The organism is Virgibacillus phasianinus (genome assembly GCF_002216775.1).
In the GTDB taxonomy this organism is placed as follows: domain Bacteria; phylum Bacillota; class Bacilli; order Bacillales; family Amphibacillaceae; genus Virgibacillus_F; species Virgibacillus_F phasianinus.
Genome location: NZ_CP022315.1, coordinates 2,665,285 through 2,691,012, shown reverse-complemented (window position 1 = coordinate 2,691,012; position 25,728 = coordinate 2,665,285). Strand labels below are relative to the sequence as shown.

The 25,728-nt window shown below is 38.7% G+C and carries 28 protein-coding genes and 1 riboswitch; of the genes, 4 read left to right on the top strand and 24 right to left on the bottom strand.

Annotated features, from left to right (window positions below):
• Positions 1–3: 3 nt before the first annotated feature.
• The 7 genes from CFK37_RS12850 to CFK37_RS12820 all read right to left on the bottom strand — a co-directional run bounded on the left by CFK37_RS12850 (position 4) and on the right by CFK37_RS12820 (position 6,131).
• Positions 4–759, bottom strand: a complete 756-nt coding sequence (locus CFK37_RS12850; RefSeq protein WP_089062226.1) for a prepilin peptidase — start codon at positions 757–759, stop codon at positions 4–6.
• A gap of 94 nt (positions 760–853) precedes the next feature.
• Positions 854–1,210, bottom strand: coding sequence for a prepilin-type N-terminal cleavage/methylation domain-containing protein (locus CFK37_RS12845; protein ID WP_089062225.1), 357 nt, complete (start codon positions 1,208–1,210; stop codon positions 854–856).
• A 32-nt stretch (positions 1,211–1,242) separates the two neighbouring features.
• Positions 1,243–1,327, bottom strand: a riboswitch (cyclic di-GMP riboswitch).
• Positions 1,328–1,374: 47 nt separating this feature from the next.
• On the bottom strand, positions 1,375–2,571 hold the full coding sequence (locus CFK37_RS12840; RefSeq protein ID WP_089062224.1) for a type II secretion system F family protein: 1,197 nt from the start codon (positions 2,569–2,571) through the stop codon (positions 1,375–1,377).
• A 3-nt stretch (positions 2,572–2,574) separates the two neighbouring features.
• Positions 2,575–3,615 (bottom strand): type IV pilus twitching motility protein PilT, encoded by a 1,041-nt coding sequence (locus CFK37_RS12835; protein WP_089062223.1) that lies wholly within the window; start codon positions 3,613–3,615, stop codon positions 2,575–2,577.
• Between the two features lie 10 nt (positions 3,616–3,625).
• Entirely contained in the window at positions 3,626–5,251 is a 1,626-nt protein-coding gene (locus CFK37_RS12830) for a GspE/PulE family protein (RefSeq protein ID WP_089062222.1), read from the bottom strand.
• Positions 5,252–5,266: 15 nt separating this feature from the next.
• Entirely contained in the window at positions 5,267–5,677 is a 411-nt protein-coding gene (locus tag CFK37_RS12825; RefSeq protein WP_089062221.1) for a hypothetical protein, read from the bottom strand.
• Positions 5,670–6,131: a type II secretion system protein gene (locus tag CFK37_RS12820; protein WP_157724849.1), complete on the bottom strand. Its 462-nt coding sequence runs from the start codon at positions 6,129–6,131 to the stop codon at positions 5,670–5,672. Before CFK37_RS12820 ends, CFK37_RS12825 begins: the two co-directional genes overlap by 8 nt.
• 65 nt (positions 6,132–6,196) lie before the next feature.
• Between CFK37_RS12820 and CFK37_RS12815 the strand changes: the two genes are divergently transcribed.
• Positions 6,197–7,144: a hypothetical protein gene (locus tag CFK37_RS12815; RefSeq protein WP_089062219.1), complete on the top strand. Its 948-nt coding sequence runs from the start codon at positions 6,197–6,199 to the stop codon at positions 7,142–7,144.
• A gap of 36 nt (positions 7,145–7,180) precedes the next feature.
• Here the strand turns inward: CFK37_RS12815 and CFK37_RS12810 are convergent, their stop codons facing one another.
• From CFK37_RS12810 to CFK37_RS12785, 6 genes are all read right to left on the bottom strand, one after another.
• Positions 7,181–7,861 (bottom strand): metal-dependent hydrolase, encoded by a 681-nt coding sequence (locus CFK37_RS12810; RefSeq protein WP_089063657.1) that lies wholly within the window; start codon positions 7,859–7,861, stop codon positions 7,181–7,183.
• Between the two features lie 47 nt (positions 7,862–7,908).
• Positions 7,909–9,459, bottom strand: a complete 1,551-nt coding sequence (locus CFK37_RS12805) for a polyamine aminopropyltransferase (RefSeq protein WP_425445344.1) — start codon at positions 9,457–9,459, stop codon at positions 7,909–7,911.
• A gap of 73 nt (positions 9,460–9,532) precedes the next feature.
• Positions 9,533–9,928, bottom strand: a complete 396-nt coding sequence (locus tag CFK37_RS12800; protein WP_089062218.1) for a DUF350 domain-containing protein — start codon at positions 9,926–9,928, stop codon at positions 9,533–9,535.
• Between the two features lie 15 nt (positions 9,929–9,943).
• Positions 9,944–10,603 (bottom strand): DUF4247 domain-containing protein, encoded by a 660-nt coding sequence (locus CFK37_RS12795; protein WP_245837222.1) that lies wholly within the window; start codon positions 10,601–10,603, stop codon positions 9,944–9,946.
• 88 nt (positions 10,604–10,691) lie between these two features.
• Complete coding sequence (locus CFK37_RS12790) at positions 10,692–11,360, bottom strand: PspA/IM30 family protein (RefSeq protein WP_089062217.1); 669 nt, start codon at positions 11,358–11,360, stop codon at positions 10,692–10,694.
• Positions 11,361–11,374: 14 nt separating this feature from the next.
• Complete coding sequence (locus CFK37_RS12785) at positions 11,375–11,887, bottom strand: DUF4178 domain-containing protein (RefSeq protein WP_089062216.1); 513 nt, start codon at positions 11,885–11,887, stop codon at positions 11,375–11,377.
• Between the two features lie 176 nt (positions 11,888–12,063).
• On the opposite strand from CFK37_RS12785, the gene CFK37_RS12780 reads away from it, so the two are divergent.
• On the top strand, positions 12,064–13,161 hold the full coding sequence (locus CFK37_RS12780; protein WP_089062215.1) for a M24 family metallopeptidase: 1,098 nt from the start codon (positions 12,064–12,066) through the stop codon (positions 13,159–13,161).
• Between the two features lie 34 nt (positions 13,162–13,195).
• On the opposite strand, the gene ald is transcribed toward CFK37_RS12780, so the two are convergent.
• Together ald and CFK37_RS20190 are read right to left on the bottom strand one after the other, a co-directional pair.
• Complete coding sequence (ald, locus tag CFK37_RS12775) at positions 13,196–14,317, bottom strand: alanine dehydrogenase (protein WP_089062214.1); 1,122 nt, start codon at positions 14,315–14,317, stop codon at positions 13,196–13,198.
• 160 nt (positions 14,318–14,477) lie between these two features.
• Complete coding sequence (locus CFK37_RS20190) at positions 14,478–14,630, bottom strand: hypothetical protein (protein WP_172840429.1); 153 nt, start codon at positions 14,628–14,630, stop codon at positions 14,478–14,480.
• 132 nt (positions 14,631–14,762) lie between these two features.
• Here CFK37_RS20190 and CFK37_RS12770 point away from each other — a divergent pair, with 132 nt between their 5' ends.
• Positions 14,763–15,197 carry a universal stress protein gene (locus CFK37_RS12770; RefSeq protein ID WP_089062213.1) on the top strand — a complete coding sequence of 145 codons (435 nt, stop codon included), beginning with the start codon at positions 14,763–14,765 and terminating at the stop codon, positions 15,195–15,197.
• Between the two features lie 340 nt (positions 15,198–15,537).
• Here CFK37_RS12770 and CFK37_RS12765 read toward each other — a convergent pair whose 3' ends face one another.
• The 5 genes from CFK37_RS12765 to CFK37_RS12745 form a co-directional block, all read right to left on the bottom strand.
• Positions 15,538–16,047, bottom strand: a complete 510-nt coding sequence (locus CFK37_RS12765) for a MogA/MoaB family molybdenum cofactor biosynthesis protein (protein ID WP_089062212.1) — start codon at positions 16,045–16,047, stop codon at positions 15,538–15,540.
• Positions 16,048–16,076: 29 nt separating this feature from the next.
• Positions 16,077–17,261, bottom strand: coding sequence for an acetate kinase (locus CFK37_RS12760; protein WP_089062211.1), 1,185 nt, complete (start codon positions 17,259–17,261; stop codon positions 16,077–16,079).
• A 17-nt stretch (positions 17,262–17,278) separates the two neighbouring features.
• Positions 17,279–18,271 carry a class I SAM-dependent methyltransferase gene (locus CFK37_RS12755; protein WP_089062210.1) on the bottom strand — a complete coding sequence of 331 codons (993 nt, stop codon included), beginning with the start codon at positions 18,269–18,271 and terminating at the stop codon, positions 17,279–17,281.
• A 124-nt stretch (positions 18,272–18,395) separates the two neighbouring features.
• The gene (gene ytfJ, locus CFK37_RS12750) at positions 18,396–18,911 is read right to left on the bottom strand and encodes a GerW family sporulation protein (protein ID WP_089062209.1); all 516 of its coding nucleotides are present in this window, start codon (positions 18,909–18,911) and stop codon (positions 18,396–18,398) included.
• Positions 18,912–19,523: a DUF2953 domain-containing protein gene (locus CFK37_RS12745; RefSeq protein WP_089062208.1), complete on the bottom strand. Its 612-nt coding sequence runs from the start codon at positions 19,521–19,523 to the stop codon at positions 18,912–18,914.
• Positions 19,524–19,669: 146 nt separating this feature from the next.
• Here CFK37_RS12745 and CFK37_RS12740 point away from each other — a divergent pair, with 146 nt between their 5' ends.
• Positions 19,670–20,473 (top strand): NAD kinase, encoded by an 804-nt coding sequence (locus CFK37_RS12740; RefSeq protein WP_089062207.1) that lies wholly within the window; start codon positions 19,670–19,672, stop codon positions 20,471–20,473.
• 20 nt (positions 20,474–20,493) lie between these two features.
• On the opposite strand, the gene CFK37_RS12735 is transcribed toward CFK37_RS12740, so the two are convergent.
• The 4 genes from CFK37_RS12735 to CFK37_RS12720 all read right to left on the bottom strand — a co-directional run bounded on the left by CFK37_RS12735 (position 20,494) and on the right by CFK37_RS12720 (position 25,605).
• Complete coding sequence (locus tag CFK37_RS12735; protein ID WP_342746708.1) at positions 20,494–22,098, bottom strand: amidohydrolase; 1,605 nt, start codon at positions 22,096–22,098, stop codon at positions 20,494–20,496.
• Between the two features lie 831 nt (positions 22,099–22,929).
• A complete protein-coding gene (locus CFK37_RS12730) occupies positions 22,930–23,124 on the bottom strand; it encodes an alpha/beta-type small acid-soluble spore protein (protein ID WP_089062205.1) in 195 nt (64 codons plus the stop codon).
• 135 nt (positions 23,125–23,259) lie between these two features.
• Positions 23,260–24,459, bottom strand: a complete 1,200-nt coding sequence (gene thiI, locus CFK37_RS12725; protein WP_089062204.1) for a tRNA uracil 4-sulfurtransferase ThiI — start codon at positions 24,457–24,459, stop codon at positions 23,260–23,262.
• Between the two features lie 6 nt (positions 24,460–24,465).
• Complete coding sequence (locus CFK37_RS12720) at positions 24,466–25,605, bottom strand: cysteine desulfurase family protein (protein WP_089062203.1); 1,140 nt, start codon at positions 25,603–25,605, stop codon at positions 24,466–24,468.
• Positions 25,606–25,728: the final 123 nt, after the last annotated feature.

The window sequence follows — 25,728 nt, the reverse complement described above, 5'->3', positions numbered from 1 at the left end:
CACTTACAAAAATAAATTCCCATACCAGTTAATAATTGAATTTCCACAAAAATAAGCAACAAGAGCGGCAATAACGATGTAGGGACCAAATGGTATTGCTTGTTTGCGATCCACAAGACGAAATGCGAGCAGAAGGATTCCAATAATTGCACCTATGATGGTTGATAAGAAAAATACAAGTAAAATATTTGAAAGACCAAGAACGATACCAAGTACCCCGAACAGCTTCATGTCACCCCCGCCCATTCCACCTTTACTTATTAGGATAATTATGGCGGTAATACCGGCTCCAGCACTGGCCCCTAAAATTGAATTCCAACAAGAGTCCACAGGATGAATTAGACGCATCACTAGGAAGAATGGCAGAAAAAATAAGAGTACCTTGTTTGGAATCAGCATATATTTAATATCGGATACGAATATGATGATTAACATGGAAACTAATAACAGCGCAGTAATTAACTCAAACTCCAAACCGACTTTCAGATAACTTAATGCAAATAAGAGACCAGTAGCAAGTTCTACAATTGGATAAATTGGCGATATGGAAGCCTGGCAATTTCTGCATCTACCAAATTGTAATATATAAGACAATACCGGAATAAGTTCATACCAGGAAAGTGTTTGATTACATAGAGGACAAGATGATCGGTCATTCATGAAAGGAATATTTTTAGGTAAGCGTAACCCCACAACATTGAAGAAAGACCCGAAGACTAAACCAAAAATAAAAAATATAACTGTTACTGTAATTTCCATATCTGTTACTCCTTACTTCTAATGTATATATATCTACTATTAAAATGGAACAAACGCCCTGCAATGATGCAAGGCGCTGAATCAGGTGGTTTAACTATTCAGTTTCTTTATATTCGTATTTTGTTCCACCATCTGTGACTGTTGTTACCACGACAGTACCCGAAAATTTGTCAGAAGGATCCTCATCAAGAAAACCTTTTGTGTTAAGCTCTGTTAATGTATATGCAGCACCATCTGTCGGCTCATACCCGCTAGCATGCGCTAATCTAGCTGCATTTTCGAAAAGTTCTTTACTGGCATCATTTGCCTTTGCTTCTGAATCGCCAATAACATTCCCAATCGTTGGCACCGCAATTGCTACAATAATTGCTAAAATTGCTATGACTGCTAAAAGCTCAACTAACGTAAAACCATTTTCTTTCTTAATCTTTTTCTTTAGCCGTTCTAACACCTGAACCCCATCCTTTAGTAGATTAGTTTTACAACCAAGTTGGCCGGTCGCACTACTTACTCCGGATTATCCAAGTGCCCTATGTACAGATAATCTCTCATCGTATCCTACTTTAGTCATACCTTTAGTATAATCCATCATTTTCCAAAAATCTACTTCTTCTTCTAAATTTTTTCAAAAAGTGAAAACATTGGTATAACTACTGCTATAACTACACTGCCAACGATACATGCAAGTACAATAATCATTAAAGGCTCGATTAATACTTTGATTCTATTTGATAATTGTTCAACTTCTTCTTCGTAGAAATCTGCTGCTTTCATAAGCATATAGTCCAATGTGCCTGTTCGTTCTCCAATTTCTATCATTTGTACGATAAGTGCTGGAAATGCCCAGTGATCTTTCATTGGCATCGCTAATGATTCTCCAACCTCTAGGGATTTTCTCGATTTAGTAAGGGCCTGCTGGATTATCCGATTGCCAACAACCTTTTCAGTGATTTCCACTGACTGTAAAATTGGAACCGAACTATTAACAAGTGTACTTAACGTTTGCGTCATACGAACCATAGCACTTTTGTGGACGAGAGTTCCAACTATTGGAAACTTCATTTTCATACCATCCATTTTATATACGAATGAATTATTATTTATGAGATAACGATAAATTGTCAGAAAGATTCCTACTAAAATGAAAAATACCCACCAGTATGCAATAACCCAGTCACTTACTTGCATCACAAACTGAGTATATGCGGGTATGTCTTCACCAAAGGAATGAAACATACCAACAAATTGCGGTACGATAAACACAAGCAGAAACATACTAAGCAATAAAGTGATAACACCGACTACACTTGGATAAATAAGTGCAGAAATAACCCTCTGTCTATTTCGATACTCCTTCTCAAAGTAATCCGCCATTTGGTTAAGTATTTCATCCAGCTTTCCACTTGCCTCTCCCGCACGTATCATATTTACAAGCAGGCTTGGAAATACTTTCGGATGGCGCTTTGCGGCATCTGAAAGTGCATGCCCCTGTTCAAGCTGCTTCACTATGTCCGCAAGTGCATTTTCCAACGTGCGATTTTCTGTTTGCTTCATCATGGTTTTTGTTGCATCCGAAATGGAAATCCCTGCATGAATCAATGTAGAATATTGTCTTAAAAAGATTACGAAATCTTTGTTTTTAACCCTTTTGTTTATAATAATATCCTTATTCCAAGTTTTCGTTTCATTGATATCTATTATAATCAGATCTTCTTTTTCCAATTGAAACAGTGCGTCCCTTTTGGAATCGGCATCCACTTTTCCATTAATGGTTTTTCCTAATGCGCTTTTCCCTTTGTATTGAAAGTTCATCAACTACATACTCCCTTCATGCATAAAAGGAGCAGCTGTCACCAAGTCGATTTTATCTTCCTGAAGTAACCGTTTCAGATCCATATCCAGTGTATGCATTCCTTTATCCCAGGACGTTTGCAGGACATTTTGTATTTGAAACAATTTTTCATTGCGAATCAAGTTTTTGATAGCAGCTGTATTAATCAGGACTTCTGTCGCCACGCATCGTTCCAAGTTGTTCTTGGTAATAAGCAGACGCTGGGAAATGATGGCTTTTAAAATCGTCGATAATTGAATACGTATTTGGGTTTGTTGATTTGCTGGGAAAACATCGATGATCCGTTCAATCGTTGCTACGGCATCTGTGGTGTGCAATGTGCCAAGAACGAGATGACCAGTTTCGGCAGCTGTAATTGCAGTAGAAATTGTTTCCAGATCGCGCATTTCCCCAACCAAAATAACATCAGGGTCCTGTCTTAAGCCTGCTCTAAGTCCATCAGCAAAACTCATCGTATCAAATCCTATTTCCCGCTGATCAATAACTGATTGATCATGTGTATGCATATACTCAATCGGATCCTCGAGTGTAATAATATGCCGTTGCATGGTTTTGTTCATATAATCAACTATCGATGCCAGTGTAGTACTTTTTCCACTTCCGGTTGGCCCGGTCACAAGAATAAGTCCCTGGGGTTGATACACTATTTCTTTTGTAATTTTCGGTAACTGCAATTCCTCAATGGTTGGAACGCTCATCGGTACAACTCTGACAGCAAGGGATAATTCACCTCTTTGGTAATAGGTATTGATCCGAAACCGGGATACCCCAGTAATTCCGTATGAAAAATCCAATTCACGCTGTTTCTCAAGTTTCATCCACTGTTTTTCAGGAAGGATTGATTTGACAATGTGCCTAGTTTCAGAAGGTAATAATTTCTCTCCGTCCTTTTCAACCAGCTGACCATTAATACGATAAATAGGGGCCTTGCCAATCGTTATATGTACGTCAGATGCCTTTTGATTGTATGCATCTGTTAACCACTTTTCAAATTGATCCTTCATGAAACCCCCCCTAAATATTTATCGAAACTTGCATAATTTCTTCCATTGTCGTTAAGCCATGTTTCATTTTTTCAAGCCCATCCTGTATTAAAAATGAAATTCCCTGTTTCTTTGCATAGGCACGTATTTCTGCCATCGATTTATTTTGCAGCAGCATGCATTTTATTGTTTCGTCAACTACCAGCAATTCCTGTACAGCTAGTCTCCCCCGATAACCTTGTTGATGACAGCTGCTGCAGCCTTTTCCAAAATATAAACTGCCCGGCTGAACGCCATTATCGGCAAAGATTTCTTTCTCCATAACAGTTGGTTCCCGTTTTGTGATACAATCACGGCATATTTTACGAACCAGCCGCTGGGCTACAATACCGGATATCGAAGAAACAACCAAATAAGGTTCTATCCCCATATCAATTAACCGCGGTATCGTATCGACCGCACTGTTTGTATGCAAAGTACTGAAAACAAGGTGGCCTGTTAAAGAGGCACGGATGGCGGCTTCGGCTGTTTCCTGATCGCGGATTTCTCCAACCATAATAATATTCGGGTCTTGGCGTAAAATCGAACGCAAGCCGTGGGCAAATGTAAGACCGATGGTACTATTGACTTGGACCTGGTTAATTCCCTCCAATTGGTATTCAACCGGATCCTCAACTGTTATGATATTTACATTTTCCTGATTAAGTTGATTGATTGATGCATATAATGTCGACGTTTTTCCAGATCCTGTTGGACCTGTCAGTAACACAAGGCCCGCTGGCTGTGTAATCAGCTTTTTATATTTTTTCAAATTACGCTCAGAGAAGTTTAGTTCACTTAACTGCATCAGTGTATTATTCAAATCCAAAATACGGACCACAATCTTCTCGCCAAATACAGTTGGCAGGCAGGATATTCGTAAATCCACTGGCGATAGTCCGACATTCGTTTTAATTTGGCCATCCTGTGGGAGTCTTGTTTCTGTGATATTCAAATTTGCTAATATTTTTATCCGTGCTATTAAGGGATTTTGCATTTGTTTTGAAATTATATTTTCTGTTTTCAGTCGTCCATCAATCCGGTAGCGGACAATAACTTTCCTTTCCTGGGGATCAATATGTATATCACTAGCTTTTAACTGTATTGCCGTATACAGCAACTGATCCAACAGTCGAATCACAGGCGCTTCATCATTCGCAGCATTTGGTTCCAAAGTCATTTCAGGATCTTTTTTGAAATAATATTTATTAATGGCAAACAAAATGTCATCCTTTGCCGCAATTACTGGAGAAACTCTGAAGCCAGTTGCTATTTCCAAATCATCAATTATATAATAATCCATGGGATCCTTCATGGCGAGAAGTAATGCGCCATCCTGCATTTTCAATGGCATAATAAAATTTCGTTGCGCTAATTCTTTCGGGACATATCCGAGTACATGCTGTTCGATTGGATATTGATATAGCGAAACAAAGGGGATTCCAAGCTGAAATTCCAGAACTTCAATAAGCTGCCGTTCTGTAATTAGTCCGCGTTCCAACAATGCGTCCCCAAGCTTTTGGTCAACCTTCTTCTTCTCCAAAGTTTCATTTATTTGACCGGTGGTAACAAGTCCAGCATCGTGTAATAAATCTCCTAAACGTCTTCGCGTAACCACGTATTACCCTCTTTTCTAATGATCGACCAATTTAATCTCGTTTGTTTCAATTACATCATTTCCAAAGGCAATTCCCTTGCATGTAATTTTTATTAAGTTGGAACCGTCAATTTTTGCATTCATTAACAAAAACCGTCTCTCTTGGTCTATTATAATTTCCTTATCAGTCATACCCTGCAACGCGGTGATAATTTCTTCGATGTTTTTAGAAGGTGACTGTACATGTTCATGTTTAACCCACTGATAATAGTATTCAACACCCATTTTCGCTAGATGTTCTGCATCCATATTTTTCTCCACTGTAGTAACTTGTTTGGTAGTATTTATTACCTGATAAGATAATGTCAAAATAAATAGTAGCATTATTGTTACAATAAATAATGTTAGTACAAGTGCAGCACCGTGTTCATTGTTTAACCTATTCATGTGCACCACCAACTAAATAAATATATGTATCACTTAACATCGTTTCCGGGCTGGTATCCGAATATAATTGTATGTGCGTACGATATAATCCCAGATTGACCTCGTCAGTTGATTGACAAACACTTAAGGCAAGTGAAAATTGTTTTCCATTTACCTTGTAGGTTACAGCGTTACCAAGAATAGATTCAGGAATCTGCATTGCATCGGCTGTGCAGGCGGGGACAGAGGCACTGTTAAGGTAATTAACCAGAACGTCTTCATGATTTGTAACATTATGCACGGCCCCATTCAGCAAATTACTGGCGACCAGCTGATTATCGGTCGATGCTGTCCAGTCCGCTAATTGTGGGAAAAACGGTAATAATACCACAATAACCATTCCTAAAATAGCAATTGATGCTATAATTTCGATAAGGGTGAACCCATTATTATTTGATAGTCTGCCATCTTGCATCAAACAAGTCCACTCCTTAGCTGTGACTTTTCACCTATTATATCATTTTATTGGATGTGTAAACCATGGTATTTCGAAAATTAAGAAATGAAAATGGAATAACATTAATAGAGCTGATTGCAGCCATTGGCCTGTTAACTATTTTTATTACCATTTCCTCAACATTGCTTGCTCAAGGATTTCATAGTGAGGATAAAACAAGTAATGAAATAACACTTAGTCAGAATGTGAATGTTATGCTGAGTGAACTGCACAGCCAATATAATAAAGGGAAATCTACGTTATGCTTTAATACATTTGATAAAGATTTTACCATACGTGATTACATAATCCATAATGGTGATCAGCAATTGACTATCATCGACGGCTGCATACATCCAACTAATCAGGAACCACTATCGGTAACATTAACAGCTATTGACAACGCGGGGAATGATATATCCCTAAGAACCATATGGGGCAATAAAAAAAATTACGAGATTATGGTAACAGATTATAACGAGGAAATTATTAATGAAGATAATGAGAACTGTACGGTCAGGGGTACCTGTACATTTGATGGAAATACTAGAATAGAAGTAGACGGTACGATTGACCGTGACTCTATCATTGAAATCAAAAATGGTGATGCCATATTCACAAATGAAATAAATGTTGGACAAGATGTTAATTTTGTTATTAGAAGTGAAAATGTAACGTTTAAAAAGGGCCTGGTATTGGATCATAAGGCGAGTTTGACAATGCAAGTTAACGGTGATTCCACATTTGACGGAAATATTATCTTGATTCAGAATAATCATCAAATCACAATATACGGTGACGCTGTATTCAACGGAAATATCACGTTTGGGCAAAATAACTCGACTATTATCGTTAAAGGAAATGCAATGTTTAATGGGAGTATAAATTTCGAAGGAAATAATGCAAACATAATCATAAAAGGCAACGGGACCTGTAAGAATAATGATCTAGGCAGAAATATAACAATAAACGCGAACAAAAATTGTTCATGAACAAAAAAACGTGAGCTGATCAGCTCACGTTTACTGTTATACTTCCAAAGTTTCACCAACAGCCATTGTCTTTCCTTTTCCAGTTTTAACTTTAGAAGCAAAGTCTTCCGGATCTTGTTCAATAACTGGAAAAGTATTGTAATGTACCGGGACAACCGTTTTAGCTTTTATCCAATCTGCTGCTATTAATGCATCTTCAGGTCCCATGGTGAAATTATCTCCGATTGGTACAAATGCAACATCTATTTCATTCATTTCACCGATTAATTTTAAGTCAGAAAATAGACCAGTATCACCAACATGATAAATGGTCTTACCTTTTACTGTTAGTAATATTCCAGCTGGCATTCCAGTGTATATCATTGTTCCGTCATCTTCAGTAAAGGCAGATCCGTGAAAAGCCTGGGTGAATTTCACTTTTCCAAAATCAAATTGATGGGCGCCTCCAATATGCATTGGGTGTGCGTTTAAGCCCTTTGATTCCAAATATCCAGCAAGCTCATTTGGGGCCACAACTAATGAATCATTATTTTTGGCAATTTCAAATGTATCCCCTACATGGTCGTTATGGCCATGTGTCAATAAAATCACATCAGCTTTCACTGTACTGGGATCCAAATCGCAAGCTTCATTTCCTGAAATAAATGGATCGATTAAAATCGTATGTGTATCTGTCTCTACTTTAACAACTGAATGTCCATGATAAGATAATTTCAACATAATCTCTCCTTTTTGATTTATCCTTTACCTAATCCTATACCCGTTTAATAATTCTTCCATGCATGTTCATACAATTGAATTAAATTTGGGTCAATTAAGGTGTTCGGTTTAAGAGTAAATTTTTCTCCTTTTTCATTGCTTATCATTCTGTCTTCATCTTTTCCAAATTGTGTTAAACTTAACAGCATATCTTCCGTTAAAAACTCTGTTTCTACACCAATTGAGAGATCTTCAATGTTAATTTCATCCCGGCTTGCCATCACAAACCCCCAATTACCAAAGCTTGGAACATCCACATGTAAGTTCTCGGTATGTAACCCCGTTGATTCTATCGTTTTTGATATCGTCCAGTATACCTTTGTTGCGAATACAGGACTTGTCGATTGAATCATCGTTGCACCGCCCGGACTTAAATGGTTCCGAATAAGTGAGTAAAACTCTTTTGTGTACAGCTTGTTTAAGCTTTCATTGTTCGGGTCTGGTAAATCCACGAAGATAACGTCATACCACGTGTTGGTGTTCTTAAGATACTGAAAGGCATCTTTGTGAATAATATCGACCTTGTTATTATGCAGCGATCCTTCATTAAGCTGTACTAGCTGCCGGTTTGTTTTTGCTAGCTTTGTTACAGCGGGATCTAAATCTACAAGTGTAATAGATTTAACATCATCATATTGCAATATTTCCTTCGCAGCAATACCATCACCACCGCCAAGAATTAATACATTACCATGTGATTTTGCCTGCGCCATAGTTGGATGAACAAGCACTTCATGGTAACGGTACTCATCAGTAGAACTAAATTGCAGGGAGCCATCCAAATAAAGCCTTGTATCTCCCTGATCTTGGGTTAGAATTATTTTTTGGTAAGCACTTTGTTCCATATATACAATCGGATCTTTATAAAGTTTTTGCTCAAAAGTAAATGCCATTGCCTCACCAAACAATACACCAGCAATTAATAATATCGCAATGATTATTCCGAATGTCGTATGTGTGGCAAAGTTTTTAATTTCCTTTCGAAATAACCACAGGACCGTAAAAGCAACCGCCAGATTCACGCAGCCAACAACGAAAGCAGATTTTACCATGCCAAATTGCGGACGCAATAAAAATACAAATAATAAACCACCAATTAATCCGCCAGCATAGTCAGAAAACAGCACACGTGCTGTACTTCTATTTAACTTTTCTCCAATTTCGTTAGCTTTGCGGATTAATATTGGCAGCTCGATACCAGTTAAGCCCCCGATCAGCAAAGTAACGAAATATAAATAAAATGCATCAGTACCACTTGGAGAGAATGCCGTAATTCCAAACATCGTAAAGCTTGAAAATCCACCAATAAGGGCAATACCAAATTCAATCCAGATAAAAGTCAAAATCAAATTCTTCATTACCTTTTCACTTAAGTAGGCTCCAATCCCCATTCCAGTTAAAAACAGGGAAATAGTTAATGTATATTGCTTGACCCCGTCACCCAATATGTATGAACCAAGTGCTCCAAACAACACCTCAAAAATTATACCGCAAATTGATACAATGCCTGATGCCCAGTAAATCGTTTTACTTTTCTTAACCGCTAGATCCTCCATTATCAACCACTCCATTAATGCTATTAAAATAGAAGAAAGCGGACAAAATGCCCGCTTTTCTTTGGGGGAGTGCCTATGTAATTGATGCTCCAATTACAAATGCTATACCAATTGATACCCCCATCGACAATATACCAACAGCTATATTGTTTTTGGCTAGCTGTTCCTCCACTGAAAATCTTCTGGTAAACAAATCAAACAACAAATAGGAAATCATTTGTAAAATAACACCATAGATACCCCAAATCAACGTTTCATAAATTACAGAGCTGTTGTAGATGGCAAAAGCTAAGATGATACATATCCCGATAATCTTCCCAGCAATTGACATCGCAACCGCTACGTTCCCTTCCTTAACTGCCTCAAAATCTTTATATTTCTGTGTCATAATTTCGAAAATAAATAACCCAATCAGTACGATTACCACTGATATTACAAAATAAACAAGTGTTGCTATAAATGGTCCCATTACTTCACTCTCCTTTTATTTTCCTGCACCAGGTCCGCCGCCTCTAAATGACGTGTTCCCGCGACTTGGTGTTCCATTTGGATAGTAGCCCTTTCCAGTATATCCTCCATAACAATTTCCTGATCCACATTCCCTAGATCGTCGTCTTCCCCAGTCATTTACGCCAAGAAAACTGTCTAACAGTCGGTATGCAAAATATGTTTGCAGAAAGCTTGGGGCATAATTTCGCCGTACAAATTCATCACCCGCTACTTCAATTATTAAGGCATCATTGTCGTCAGGACTTATTTTCAGCGTGACAAAATAATCTGGATAAACCAAAATCTGCTGGTTATCTATCACTTCACTTACTTTCTCGGGCTCAATTGTGTCTGACAGTACCGATGATAATTCACTTAATTCAAAACGCCTAGTTGCGTATATTTCAGCTTTGTTTGAATCAACTGAAACCACGTCCATTAATGAAAAGTTCGCTTCGATAATATCGTCAATTTCATTACTGGAGTTATTTTTTATCTTATCAATAATTTCGGCTTTACTTGGTTCTTCTGGAATATTATCAGCGGTAATATGTACTTCTTCAGGTATTCCTCTGTCACTTGAAAATGGGGATGAACATCCTGCAGCAATAAACATGATGAATAGTAAACACATTAATACACTCCATTTTTTCACTCATTATTCCCCCTTTCACCTATACTCTTTTAACATGAAATGTGGACAGCCCCTCAAAAGAGACTGCCCCTTTCACCCTATTCCCCTATTATTCTTTACCCATTTTCTTTTTTAATGCAGCTAGTTCATCGTCTACACTGCTATCCTCTAAGTCCTCAAACTCATCATCAAGTGAGCGGCTTTCACGTGATAAATCATCACTTGTTTCTGCTTCTGCTTCAAAACGCATAACTTTTTCTTCCATACGCTCAAAACCAGCCTTGGACTCGTCACTACCAATTGAAGACATCGTGCGATTCATTTTTGTGCGAGTTTTGGCAGATTCAGCACGGGCTTTTAATGAATCCTTTTTCAATTTCATTTCCTGGTATTCTTTTTTCATTTCCTCTAGCTTATCACGCAGCATGTCGGAATCTTTCTTCGCACGCTCCCATGATTCTTTTAGCATAGCAGCTTGTTTTTCATGTTCCCCCTTATCCTGTAGTGCGCGGCGCGCCAAATCTTCGTCATTAGCATTTAATGCTTTTTCAGCCTGTTTCTGGCGTTTATCCACCATAGCCTGCGCATCGTCTGCTTTGCGTTTCAGCATTTTTTCATTGGCGATTTGTTTTGCTACTGCTGCCTCTACTTCACGAATATCCTCAGCCATATCACGCATGAACTGATCCAGCATTTTTACAGGGTCTTCTGCTTTATCCAATAATGTATTTAACTCCGAACTTACAACTGTTGAAACGCGTTTAAAAAATTTAAACATGTAACTTCCTCCTTTTAATTTGAACCAGCTAATATTTTAATTTCATATGTTTCTATTGGGTAGCCATAGCTGACCTCTAACTCTGTACCCCATGACTCAATGCTGAGAAAGTTCTCTTCCTCGCTGTCACTGTAATCAGCATAATGTGTTTCTGAACCATGTAAATTTGCACTTCTTCCTTCACCTGTAACAGCTGCTCTTCCCTCTTCTTCCAGAAAATATGTTTTACTATCATAAACTAATTTTTTCGGAAAGGGCTGACTTACAGGAAGTTGGATTTTTTCATAGATGCCGAGTTCAAGCTCGTCATCCATTTCTGCGGATAACCAAATGGTATCATGTCCCTCTAATAATTGATAACCATACCATTTATAGCCACTGTCACGATATATAATTTTTCCTACCACTTCAAAATCACGAAGATCATACGTAATAATATCACCGATTTTAATCGATAATGGATCACGCTCTTTTGGAGCTGGCCGATCCGCATCCTTTTTCTTAAACAAATTTGAAAATAAACCCAACCGTTTCACCTCTTTATCATCTAAGTTTACTTCCTATATTCCGTACTACGGATACGAAATAAAAAAGGTTTCAACATTTTTATATTTTCTATTGTAATTGTAACATTTATTCCATTTATGAATAGCAATATGATTTTTGTTATACTAGAGGTATTCTATGTTTATGAGGTGAGGAAATGACAAATCGAATCGATACACTACTTACAGAAATGAAAGCGTCAAATATAGATAGCATGCTGGTGACATCTAAAGCTAATGTCTATTACTTGAGTAACTACTTAACTGACCCGCATGAACGTGTAATAGCTGTTTACATAAGTAATGACTTGGATCCAATTCTGGTATTGCCAAATATGGAAAAGGAGGATGCTCTTGCTGCCGGATGGTCCTTTGACATAATTGGCTACCATGACCATGAAGACCCATGGGCATTATTTCAATCTAAACTGAACAAAAATGATAAAGTGCCACAATCCATTGGCATTGAATATGACCAAATGACAATTGAAAGGTACAACGCTGTAACAACGATTTTGCCTAATACGGCAATTAAGGATGCCAAAGAGACACTGGCAAATTTACGTGTAATTAAGAGTAAAAAAGAATATACGATATTAAAACAAGCAGCAGATCTCGCGGATTTCGGGATTGAAACCGGTATAGGTGCAATTAATGAAGGTGTCAGAGAAATTGACATTATTGCAACTATTGAATACGAATTAAAGAAACAAGGAATTCAGGGAATGTCTTTTTCCACGATGGCCCTGTCAGGTGCTAAAACAGCATCACCGCATGGTAACCCTGGAACCAAGAAAATTGAAAAAGGCGACATGGTTCTTTTTGATCTAGGTGTTATTTATGACGGGTACTGCTCTGATATCACGCGAACTGTTGCATACAAAACGATTACCGAAAATCAGAAAAAAATTTATCAAACCGTTTTAGAAGCGGAACAAAAATCAATTGATGTTTCAAGGGTGGGAACTGCGGTTGGCAAAGTAGATTTGGCAGCAAGAAAATATATTGAAGCAGCGGGATATGGTGACTATTTCACACATCGGATCGGCCATGGAATAGGAATTGAAACACATGAATATCCATCCATGCACAGCAACAATGAATTATCCTTAAAAGAGGGAATGTGCTATACTGTTGAACCCGGTATTTACGTTCCACATACTGGTGGAGTACGAATTGAAGATATGGTTTACATGACTGAAAAAGGCCCTGAGTTGTTAACCAAATCACCAAAGGAATTACGTATCATTGAATAAAAAAACTGGAAGCTGTCCCTACTGGCACAGCTTCCTATTTGTTTTGCAGAAGTGTTTCCACTTCATCGTAATGAAGATCATGGGATTCAGCAACGGCTTTATATGTTACAAAACCGTCCAAGGTATTAATTCCTTTTCGTAATGCGGCATTATCTAAGCAGGCCTCGACATAGCCTTTATTTGCTAATTGCAACGCATAAGGAACGGTAACATTCGTTAATCCGATAGTCGATGTACGCGGGACAGCACCAGGCATATTCGCAACTGCGTAATGCTGAACACCATACTTTGTATACGTTGGATTATCATGTGTTGTAATTCGATCGGTTGTTTCAAATATTCCACCTTGGTCAATTGCAACATCAACAATTACAGATCCATCAGGCATAGCCTCTACCATTTCCTCTGTTACCAGACGCGGGGCTTTTGCTCCAGGAATTAACACTGCACCAATAACAAGATCGGATTCGGCAACAGCCTCTTTTATGTTCATCGGATTTGACATTAATGTATTGATTGACGAACCAAAGATATCGTCCAATTCACGTAATCGCTCAGGGTTAAGATCGACAATGGTTACATCAGCACCAAGTCCTATTGCAATCTTTGCTGCGTTTGTACCGACAACCCCACCGCCGATTACAGTAACCTTTCCACGCTCGACACCGGGGATGCCAGCCAGAAGTATTCCCTTACCACCTTTTGGTTTTTCCAGGAATTGTGCACCTATTTGGGCCGCCATACGTCCAGCAACTTCACTCATTGGGGTCAAAAGAGGAAGTGACTTGTTTTCAAGCTGGACGGTCTCATATGCTATACCAACAACCTTTTTATCAATCAACGCCTTTGTTAACTCCGGCTCTGCCGCTAAATGTAAATAAGTGAACAAAATTAATCCCGCACGGAAAAAGTAATATTCTTCCGGTAGAGGTTCTTTTACTTTCATAACCATTTCCTGCTCCCAAGCTTCTGCAGCGTTTGAAACGATTTGAGCTCCAGCTTCCTGGTACTGCTCGTCTGCAAAACCTGAACCAAGTCCAGCATCTGATTCAACAAACACCTCGTGCCCGGCAGTTCTCAATGTTAGTACTCCGGCTGGTGTCATTGCAACCCTATTTTCATTATTTTTTATTTCTTTTGGAACACCAATTCTCATTTGGTACCCTCCTCGCTTGTCGTCATTACATTTATTTTATCAAATATACATAAATTATAACATCAATATGATAGCGCTCTCATAATATAGTTAGAAATTGACCCACCTTTGTTAAAGTGGGTCAATTTCGTCTAGAGGTTTTATTTGGGAAGTATCAGGGTTATTTCTTCTGGTTATTAAAATAATTAATGTTCTTGTTATTGTGCAATTGATCCTCTACTACACCACTCTGATAGCTCTCAAATAACTGGTTTTGAACAACTGCAATGCCTTTTTTATCTTCACGCAATGTTTGAGTTTGTTTTTTTCCCAAGTGTATCACCTCCATCTTTTAGCTTGTCCTTAATGCAGGAACTCTTGTAATTTAATTTTTTCCAAATATGCCTGATTACAGTTAATAAAAAAAGGGTATGTTCTAGGTAAAAGGAAAGGGGGGAACTGAAAAGTGGATTTTGAATACAAAGATATTGTGGTAGCTGTTGATGGTTCAGATGCCTCTGAGATTGCCTTTAAAAAATCATTGGATATTGCAAAGCGGAATAATGCAAGGCTTATCTTAGCCCATGTTGTTGATTCCAGAACATTCGCTACAGCTGAGGCTTATGACAGGACCCTTGCGGAAAGGGCCGAAAATTATGCCAAGGAATTGGTTGATGCGTATATGGAAAAGGCTAAAGCAGCCGGAGTTACCGATATCGTTAGATGTATCGAATATGGATCCCCTAAAGTTAAAATTGCCAAGGAAATAGCGCCAGGCTTTGAAGCCGATTTAATTATCTGTGGAGCAACAGGAATGAGTACTGTAGAACGTTTCTTTATAGGCAGTGTATCTGAAAATATAACACGTTATGCCAAATGTGACGTACTGGTCGTTAGATAAATAAATAAAAAAGCTGGGACATAGCTAAAATATTTGACCCACAAGACGAACGGCCATAGGATAGATAATTTAAAACGTTACTTTTTCAGGTCGGATCTAATAGAGCGAGAGCTCGAGGAGGCTCATCAGCTGCCCACGGCAAGCGCAGTGTTTTTCCAGAGTGGCCGCTGGACCACCAAACATGATTTTTAGTTACGTCACAATTTATAAACAATTAGCGGTAAGGTTTACAAAAACAGCTGAGAAAAATATCCGAACTACTCCAAATTCTAATTAAGAATTTTGAATCATAGTTCGGAATTTCCCTTTGACTAAAACATTTTTGTCCCAGCCTCCTTGATTAAATATCCTTCTGTATTTCATTAACTACATGAGAGAGCTCTGGCAATATTAATTTGTTCATGGCTAACCTTACGGCACCAGATGATCCAGGCATCGAAAATACTGCAGTATGATTTGCTATACCTGCAATTGCCCGGGACAAAATAGCCGCTGAGCCGATATCTTCCGAGTAGCTTAGTGAACGAAAAATTTCACCAAACCCCGGAATTTCTTTATCCAAAAGGGGTTTGACGGTTTCGATTGTTACATCCCGATAAGCAATCCCCGTTCCGCCGTTTGTCAGGATAACATCGATATCAGGATTTTCCTTACCCTCATTAATCAATTGTCTAATCTTCCCTTTTTCATCCGGAACGATTTCCATAGTGTCAATGCGGTGACCGGAAATTTCCAATAGTTCGGATATAAGCCTACCGCTTTTGTCAGTTTCTTTATTCCGTGTATCACTAACAGAGATGACCATACATTTTAGTTGAAGCTCTTTTGACTTGTGATCAGCAACTGACATACTCTCACCCTCTTTCAGCATCAATTCAATTATACAGTTAAACGAACCGTATCGCGGGCGATCATCACTTCCTCATTCGTTGGAATCACCATAACCTTTACTGGTGAATGTGGATAGTTAATAAATGTTTCCTTTCCTCTGATACGATTTAAGGAGGGGTCCCAGTATACTCCCATAAATTCCAATCCTGTTAATACCTTTTCACGGATTATATCACTGTTTTCACCAACACCCGCTGTGAAAATAATTGCATCTACACCAGACATTCTTGCGGCATAAGACCCAAGATATTTATGGATTCTTGCAGCAAAGACTTCTAATGCTAGCTTGGCACGATTATTTGTTTCCGCCTGTTGCTCTATATCACGCAAATCACTTGAGAATCCAGATAAGGCCAGCATCCCACTCTTGTTGTTTAATACATTGAGTACCTCATCGGCGGATTGTCCGGTTTTTTCCATTATATATGGAATCAATGCCGGATCAATATTCCCTGACCTTGTCCCCATTGTTACGCCAGCCAATGGGGTAAAACCCATTGATGTATCAATTGATTTCCCGTATTCAATCGCAGCGATACTGGCACCATTTCCGAGATGACAGGAAATAAGCCTTAACTTATTTAAGGGAATGTCCAGCATTTCGGACGCCCGTTCTGATACATATTTATGTGAAGCGCCATGGAAGCCATATTTGCGGATTCCGTACTTTTCATAATACTCGTATGGCAAACTATATAAATACGATTTCTCCGGCATTGTTTGGTGAAATGCAGTATCAAACACAGCTACCATCGGAACATTCGGCAGTATTTCCTGAAAAGCACGAATTCCCGTAAGGTTGGCAGGATTATGAAGGGGAGCCAATTCGGATGCTTTATCAATCTCTTTCATTACATCCTCCGTAATGACGACTGAATCTGTAAATTGTTCACCACCGTGAACAACCCTGTGCCCAATAGCATTAATATCATCGAATGATTGAATAGTATCTGTTGCAATTAATTTATCCATCAGCTTTTTAACTGCATCTTCATGGTCAGGTATATCGACTACTTCTTTATCCTTTTTACCATCTACCTCAATTGAAAATATTGAATCCGGCAATCCAATCCGTTCCACCAACCCTTTGCACACGATTTCTTCTTCCGGCATGCGAATTAACTGGAATTTCAGTGAAGAACTGCCCGCATTTATTGCTAATATTATTTGCATATCTTACAACTCCTTGTCTACTGCTCGTCTGTTAAATAGGATGAAAACCAGGTATTCATTTGTCCTAATATATCCTCCATTGCCCTTGTATTTTTAAGGGAAGGAAGTTTTACCAGTAAAGGCTGTTTTGGAGCACTTGTATTTTTTCCCTTCTTTTGAAGGATTAAAATACTTTTTGCATTGTTTTTAGATTTGAATGTACTTTCCGGTAAATGCAAGACACCAACAATGTGTACGTATTCGTGCAGATATGCACGAAGCTGTTCAGCCTGATCACTATCAAACAAAAATTCCGGAATTATAAAAATTAAATATCCACCACTTTGGACGTAATTAATTCCCTGTTCAATAAACAAATGGTGGGAATAGGAATGGCCTTTATCAGCATGCAATTTATACTGACTCGCATTTACATCATCTGGATAATAACCAACTGGTAGGTCCGAGACAACCATGTCTACTGGATCGAGCAGGAATGGACGCAGACTATCCTGATGGAAGAAGTCAACCGACAATTTTTGGAGATTTGCAGTAGCCACGGACAATTTAAGCAATGTTTGATCAATTTCACTGCCATACCCGGTTGTTTCCTTCCCCAAATGACGAATAACCGTCTCGAGTAAATTACCCGTCCCACTTGCTGGATCAAATACACGCACTTTTTCTTGTTTATCCAAGACCTTCCCTGCGAGATATCCAGCCAAAAGGGCGATGGTATCCGGGGTCATAACGTGTTGTTGTTGAGTGGAACCCTTCATCCCCTTTAAAATAGCCAGTTGGGTTGCTTTGCGAATGTCATCTGATGAAAATGATGATAGATCCATTTCCTGCAACTGCTTCTGTATGTTATTAGTTAATAAGGAATTTGCTCCATCATTAAAATTCTGCTCTAACAGGCTTTCTAAGACTAGTGCCAAACAATCAAGATATGGTAAATCTTTATGTTGCTGTATCATTTCAGTTGTATGATCAATCCATTCATAGAACACTTCAATTGTTGTCTTGTTCATTCTCTTTCCTCCGTTTCAACCTAATTAGCGATTCCATTGTATCAAATACAACTGGTAGATGTACAAAATTAAGTATGGAAAAAACCCTTTTGCTAACTTAAGCAAAAGGGTTTTTCCTAAAATGTTATATAGAGAAATTCGAATGGGACTGTTGCTTTCCCTGGTTTTCCTGTTCATTATCCTGGTTTTTTTGATTTTGACCCTGTTGTTGATTACCCTGCTGACCTTTTTGTTGATTCTGTTTATTACCCTGTGATGATTCTTTTAAAAGTTGTTGAATTTTATCAACTACTTGCGGGGCAAAGTCAATCATTCTTTCAAAAATATGTGTGTTTTCGTCCAAGTGAACCATCTTAATTCCCTGTTTAGTTACAATTAAAAATGCAACCGGGGTGATAGAAACGCCACCACCACTACCTCCGCCAAAAGGCAGTTCAGAATCGGAATCACTTCCTCCAGAGGATTTCGGCTGAAACTCACTTCCCCCTGCTGCAAACCCGAAACCAACCTTAGATACCGGAATAATGATACTTCCATCCGGAGATTCTACCGGATCCCCTATTATCGTATTTACTTCAATCATATCCTTAATATTTTCCATGGCTGTTGTCATTAATCCTTGTATAGGATGTTCACTCATTTAAATCTTCCTTTCGCGTAATTTAATGGTTAAATCTTCCCGTTTTGAAAACGACCTGAGAATTTTTAATCCACCTAAGATTGCTTGACCCAGTCGAATTGAAAACTTCATACTTATTTCCGTATTAATCAGCTTCTGCTGAAAAAGCGGGTTAACCGTTACATGAAGGGCACAGCCCACGTGACTAACTTGTCTTAAAAGGGCAACTGCCAGTCCCTTTAGTGACCATACACCTCCAGATAAGACTCCAGTACTACTAGCTTCTCCAGCACCTACATTTGTATGCCAAACAAATTTGTGAAAGGACAACTTTTTGAGTAACCAGTATATATTTGGATATGCCGCTTTCGTGCCTTTAAGGAAAAGTTTTCCCTCACGCAGCATACTTGAAAGTTTGTTTTCATCCTTCAATAATTCGAATATAGCATGTTCCTTCTGTTCAGTTGAATGAATGTTCCTTCTATAAAGAGGAATTTTTAAAAAATACAATTGAATAGAAGCCTGTTGTTTACTGTTAAGAAGATAATAATGTACAGACACGTATATCTTGGAGAACAAGAAAAAAGTAACAAGTACAATCAGCACACATAATACGATTAACCATACATTCATAACAACACAACACCTCAAAGACAAACGACTATTTCAATTAGTATGTAACTTTTTCCAAATTATATACAAAAACAACTATCATAGGATTCGGGAATAAAAAATGATACTATGAAGATATAATATGTTTCCAGGGAGGCCACGAAACAATGTCAAATCGAAGAAATATGTACTTTTTTCATCCAAATGGACATGGAACAAATGAAAAGTTACAACCATTATTTGATTTAGCGAAACAAAATGATTTTACAATTATAGATGATCCAAAAAAGGCGAATATTATTGTAAGCATTGGTGGTGATGGTGCGTTTTTGCAAGCTGTCCGAAAAACCGGTTTCAGACAGGATTGCCTTTATACAGGAATAACAAGGTCAAATGAGGCAGGATTATACTGTGATTTTAACTTGGATAATTTTAATGAGGTTCTTCATTCCATGACCCATGAAGAAATGGAGGTTCGCCGTTTTCCCGTTATTGAGGCAGATTTGAATAATGGTGAGACAACTTTTAATTGTTTAAATGAGTTAAGCGTCCGTTCTACTATTATCAAAACGATTGTAATTGATGTTAAAATTGATGATAAGCCCTTTGAAACCTTTCGTGGTGATGGATTAATAGTAGCAACACCGACAGGCAGTACGGGGTATAATAAATCAATAAATGGAGCTGTTCTAGATCCAAGGATTCCATGTTACCAAGTATCAGAGCTCGCATCATTAAATAATAACCGCTACCGGACACTTGGGTCTTCTTTTGTTTTGGACAAGGATCGTAAGCTGACACTTGATATAGTACCTGACGGGAACAGTTATCCCATTATCGGCATGGATAATGAAGCACACCCGACTCGACAGGTGAAAACGATAACTGTTACACTGAGTGACAAAGTAATCAAAACGGTCAAACTGAAAAATAATTCCTATTGGGACAGGGTAAAGCGGACATTCCTATAGCCATATCCTTACTACTATAATTAGTAGTAAGGATTTTTTTCATAAACTATTTTCCCATCAATAACCGTCATGGCAATATCAATTTCTTGGATATGGTCTGGTTCAACTTGAAAAATATCTTCTTCTAGAATGGTAAAATCCGCTGCATATCCATCAATTAATCTGCCACGTGTCGATTCCTGATTGATTGCATAGGCACCTCCATGTGTATAAATATGAACAGCTTGATATACTGATAACGCTTCGTTCGGATAATAGATCTTCCCGTCAAATGAGGCCCTGCGCAAAACTGCTGCCTGTATTCCACGTAGTGGGCTTACCTCTTCAATCGGTGCATCTGAGCTTCCAGCACAATGTACATTCTGATCCATCATCGTTTTCCATGCATAGGCAAGTTTCAGTCTGTCTTCCCCTAAACGGTCAATTGCCCAAGGAAAATCCGAAGTAACAAATAGCGGTTGTATGTCGACCGCGACAGGCAATTTGGACAAAAGTTCCAATGCCCGCTCATTTAATATTTGCCCATGAATGAGTCGATCCCGCCTTCCATTGGAAAGTGGATGACGATTTATTATTTTTAATACTTCCTCTGCCGCGCGGTCACCTATTGCATGAACAGCAACAGGCAATCCATGGCTTCGAGCTTTTTTTATTACTTTTTCCAAGTCTTCTAAACTTAAGATTGCGACACCGTAATTACCTGGATCATCACTATAGTCCTCTGTCAGCCAAGCCGTGCGTCCCCCAATAGCACCGTCAGCGAAAATTTTCACTGCACCAAGTTCAACGTATTCCGTGCCATCACCCCAGCCAAGATTTTGATCAAACATATCCTGAAGGACTTCATGATGAACCAATAAATGTGCTTTAAACCTTGTATTTACTCCATCAATCGCATCAATAAAGGCCCGATATGTTTTGTCGAAACTTCCATAATAACTTAAGTCCTCACTGTGTCCACCAACTACGCCCTTAGAAACAAGATCATCGACTGCGATTTCTATAACCTTTTGCAAATAATCCTTTGATACACTTGGAAGTGATCTCTTTATTAAATCCTGGGCTGTATCCAGAAAGTAACCAGTTATTTCGTCATGCTCATCCCTGACTATGATTCCGCCTTGTGGATCGGGTGTATCCTCTTTAACATTTGATAAGTTTATTGCGTACGAATTGGCCAAAAGAGCGTGGCGGCATACACGTGTTAACATAACCGGATTATTCGGACAAATTTCATCTAACTCGGATTTGTGGATAATGATTGGATCATCCCATTGATTTTCATTCCAGCCTTCCCCAATTAACCATTCATTCTCCGATAAATTAGCGGTTCGATTCCGTAATGTCTCCTTTACTTCTTCAGCAGATTTTAACTGTGATAAATCGAGTCTCAGCAGTTTTTCTCCATGCATCAAAATATGTAAGTGGCTATCGATTAATCCCGGCAGCATTGTTTTTCCCTGCAAATTAATTTCATTCTCAATACTTTTAAAATAGGTATGGTACAACTTTTCATAAGTGCCAACTGCGATGATTTTATCACGTTCTGTATAAACTGCTTCAACTGCATCCCCTTCATGCTGCATGGTATAAATGTGACCGCCAAACCATAAATCTCCCATCATTAATCCCCCATTCCGCACCTGTTAATTAATAAGTTATCATGTTATCTGAAAAATGGAAAGAAATGCGCAGGCAGTATTAGCGAAGTTTACGCCATTAATAAAGGGGCTGGGACAAAAGTGTTTTAGCCAGAGAGAAATCCGAACTATGATTCGAAATTCTTTGTTAGAATTTGAAGTAGTTCTGATTTTTTCTTGTCTGTTTTTGTAAACTTAAAGCTAAAAAGTATGCGCTGGATTGTTTTCCGCTGCGGACCGTTGCTTTCCGCGGGCACGGCTTCAGCCTCCTGATATGAACGAAACTGTCAAGGCCCCACCCTGCACCGGATTTTGATCTATTTTTGGCAAACTCTAAGAAGAGAAGCGATTTTTGGCTTCTTTACTTTTGTTCATGATAACTCGAGAAAACCACTCTACGGGGTCTTCAGCTCGCGCTGTTCTAAGCAGGAGTCAACCGTCCGGAGCGTAAGACATCACGTAATAGTGGACTTGCTATATAGTATGTTGTCTAATGACATATTAGCGGAGGAAAAACACGGAGACTCCTGTGGGAGCAGAAGCCTAGATGAGACCCCGGAGAGCGTAAGCTCGAGGAGGCTCATCAGCTGCCCACGGAAAGCGCAGTGTTTTCCGCAGCGGTGACAGGGCATCGAACATGATAGTAGTTTATGTCAACTGCTTATTAAGATCCGATTGTTGTAAAGAAACATTCTAAACTTCCTATCCCTTGATCGTTCGTCTTTTGAGTTGGACATTTTAGTTTTGTCCCAGCCTCATTAATAAAAGCCACCCCATGATGGGGCGGCTTAGCCATTAAGATTATATTTTTTTATGTTACTTTCCACCAAATTGTTGCTCAGCCATTGTTACTAGGCGTTTAGTGATTTCTCCTCCAACTGAACCGTTGGCACGAGAAGCTGTTTCAGCGCCAAGATTCACACCAAATTCTTGTGCAATCTCCATTTTCATTTGATCAAGAGCTTGTTGTACACCAGGTACTACTAATTGATTTGAATTGTTGTTAGCCATGTCAATTCACCTCCTTGATAACTTTATAGTGTGTCGGAAGGAGGCAAACCATTCATGAAAAACTCTGGTAGATGTTGGTTATAAAATGAAACTTCTTTAATTGGACTATTAATCCCTGTCATACCGCGAAAAAGATTAAAACAAATCTTCGTATTGTTCTTCTTTTCTTTCTTTTGTGATCGTAATTATCTCAGTTCCTTCGACCGCTTCCTGAATAAGTGGGGCAAAGTCAGCAGTGGATTCAAAATAGTTGACTTTTTCCCGTTTTGGCTTTGTTTTAGGTGCTTTTGGAACAAAAATTGTACAACAATCCTCATAGGGACGAATCGAAATGTCATACGTATTTATTTTTCTTGATATGTCAATTATATCGAGCTTATCCATTGTAATTAACGGCCGTAATACTGGATAATTTGTTACTTCATTAATACAGTTCATACTCTCCATTGTTTGGCTCGCAACCTGCCCAAGACTTTCACCAGTTGTCATCGAAAGGATTGATTCTTTTTCACAGATGGCCTCACCAATTCGAAGCATCATTCTTCGCATAATTGTCATTGTATAGCGTTCGGGCATCTCCTGATATATAAACTGCTGCAATTTGGTAAATGGAACGATGTGTAATTTAATGGTAGCACCATAATTTGTTAATTCAGAAGCCAAATCCAAGACCTTTTGTTTTGCTCGTTCACTTGTAAATGGCGGAGAATGAAAATGAATTGCTTCGATTGCCACACCGCGCTTCATTGCTAAATAACCGGCTACAGGACTATCAATTCCTCCTGACAATAATAATAAGGATTTGCCAGATGTCCCAACAGGAAATCCACCGGCACCCTTTATGACTTCTGAAGTGATGTAAGTTGCTTCCGTGCGAATTTCGACTTTCAATTCTAAGTCTGGATGGTGAACATCTACCGTATAACCTTCCGTATTAACTAATAAATGTGCACCAACATCTTTATTAAATTCCTGTGACCTTACAGGAAAATTCTTGTCAATTCGCTTAACGCTTATTTTAAAGGTTTTCGTACCTGTACTGTTTTTCAAGGCATATAATGCTGCGTCTTTGATTTCCTGTTCGTCATTAGCAATTTTAATGGCGAGACTTAAACTTTGAATACCAAATACTTCTTTACATTTGTCCATAACAGGCATTGGATCATGACCATGCAAATGGACAAACATTCTCCCTTGCGTGCGTTTCACCTTTACTTCAGGAAATTCAGCCAGCACTTTCCGCAGATTGTCCTGCAGCTTACTGTAAAACCTTTTTCTATTTTTCCCCTTAAGTGCCATTTCACCATAACGAATTAATATATGATCAAATTCCATGATTATCTACCCCACTACTTTTTTCAATTGCTTAATTGCTATTTCTATTTCTTTCATGAATTTATCCAATTCTTCCTTAGTCGTCTCATAGGACATACTAATTCTTAACCCGGAAACCGTTCGTTCACGGGGCAAGCCCATAGCAGCGAGCACCCTGCTTTCGTCATCCTGTTTGGAAGAGCAAGCAGATTTTGTTGAAATAAAAATTTCTTTCTCTCCTAAGGCGTGAATGAGAACTTCCGGTTTCAATCCCAGCACCGAAAAGTTAACGATGTGTGGCGCTGCTATTTCTGGAGAATTAATTGCAACATTGTCTATTTTAGCCAATCCATGTATAACATTTTCGCGTAGAGCCGCCAAATTGTCAGCGCTTTTCCTTTGCCGTTCATTCGTTATTCTAATGGCTTTAACCATTGCAACCGCACCTGCTAAGTTTTCTGTACCTGAACGGACTTTTCTTTCCTGATCTCCACCATGAAATAATGGAAATAGTCTAGTTCTGCTGGCAATATATAAGATTCCCGTTCCCTTAAGTCCGTGAATTTTATGCCCGGACATTGTACATAAATCAATTCCACTATCAGCTAATTGCAATGGCACCTTGCCTAGACCCTGGACATGATCGACATGAAAAAACAGCTTAGGATATTTCTTCGCAAGCTCCCCTATTTCCTGAACAGGTTGGATTGATCCCACCTCATTATTAACATGCATTACACTAATTAATATGGTGTCAGGCCTAATCGCCCTTGATACCTCATGTACGGAGACGACTCCATTCTTATTAACTGGCAAATAAGTTATTTCAAAACCTAGTTCCTCAAGTGATTGGCATGCCTCATAAACAGAGGGATGCTCAATCTGGGATGTGATAATATGTTTACCACGCTGCTGATGCTGCATGGCGATACCTTTTATGGCTAGATTATTTCCTTCCGTCCCACCAGATGTAAAAATGACCTCATTGTTTTGCACGTGTAAAATTTCTGCCACTTGTGATCTCGCTTTTATCAACAGCTTCTCCACTTCTCCGCCAAATTGATGGATGGATGACGGATTCGCAAAAAACCGTTCAGAAACCTGATTGTAACTTTGTAAAACGGATGGATCTGGTTTGGTTGTTGCACTGTTATCTAAATAAATCATAAGTCCGCTCCTTATCCTTGAATAAACAATAAATGAAGGCTGACTTATGGAACTGGAATGTAACCCAGGTTCATAAGACAGCCTTTATTTTTATACATAATCTGTTCCTTGTCAACATACTTT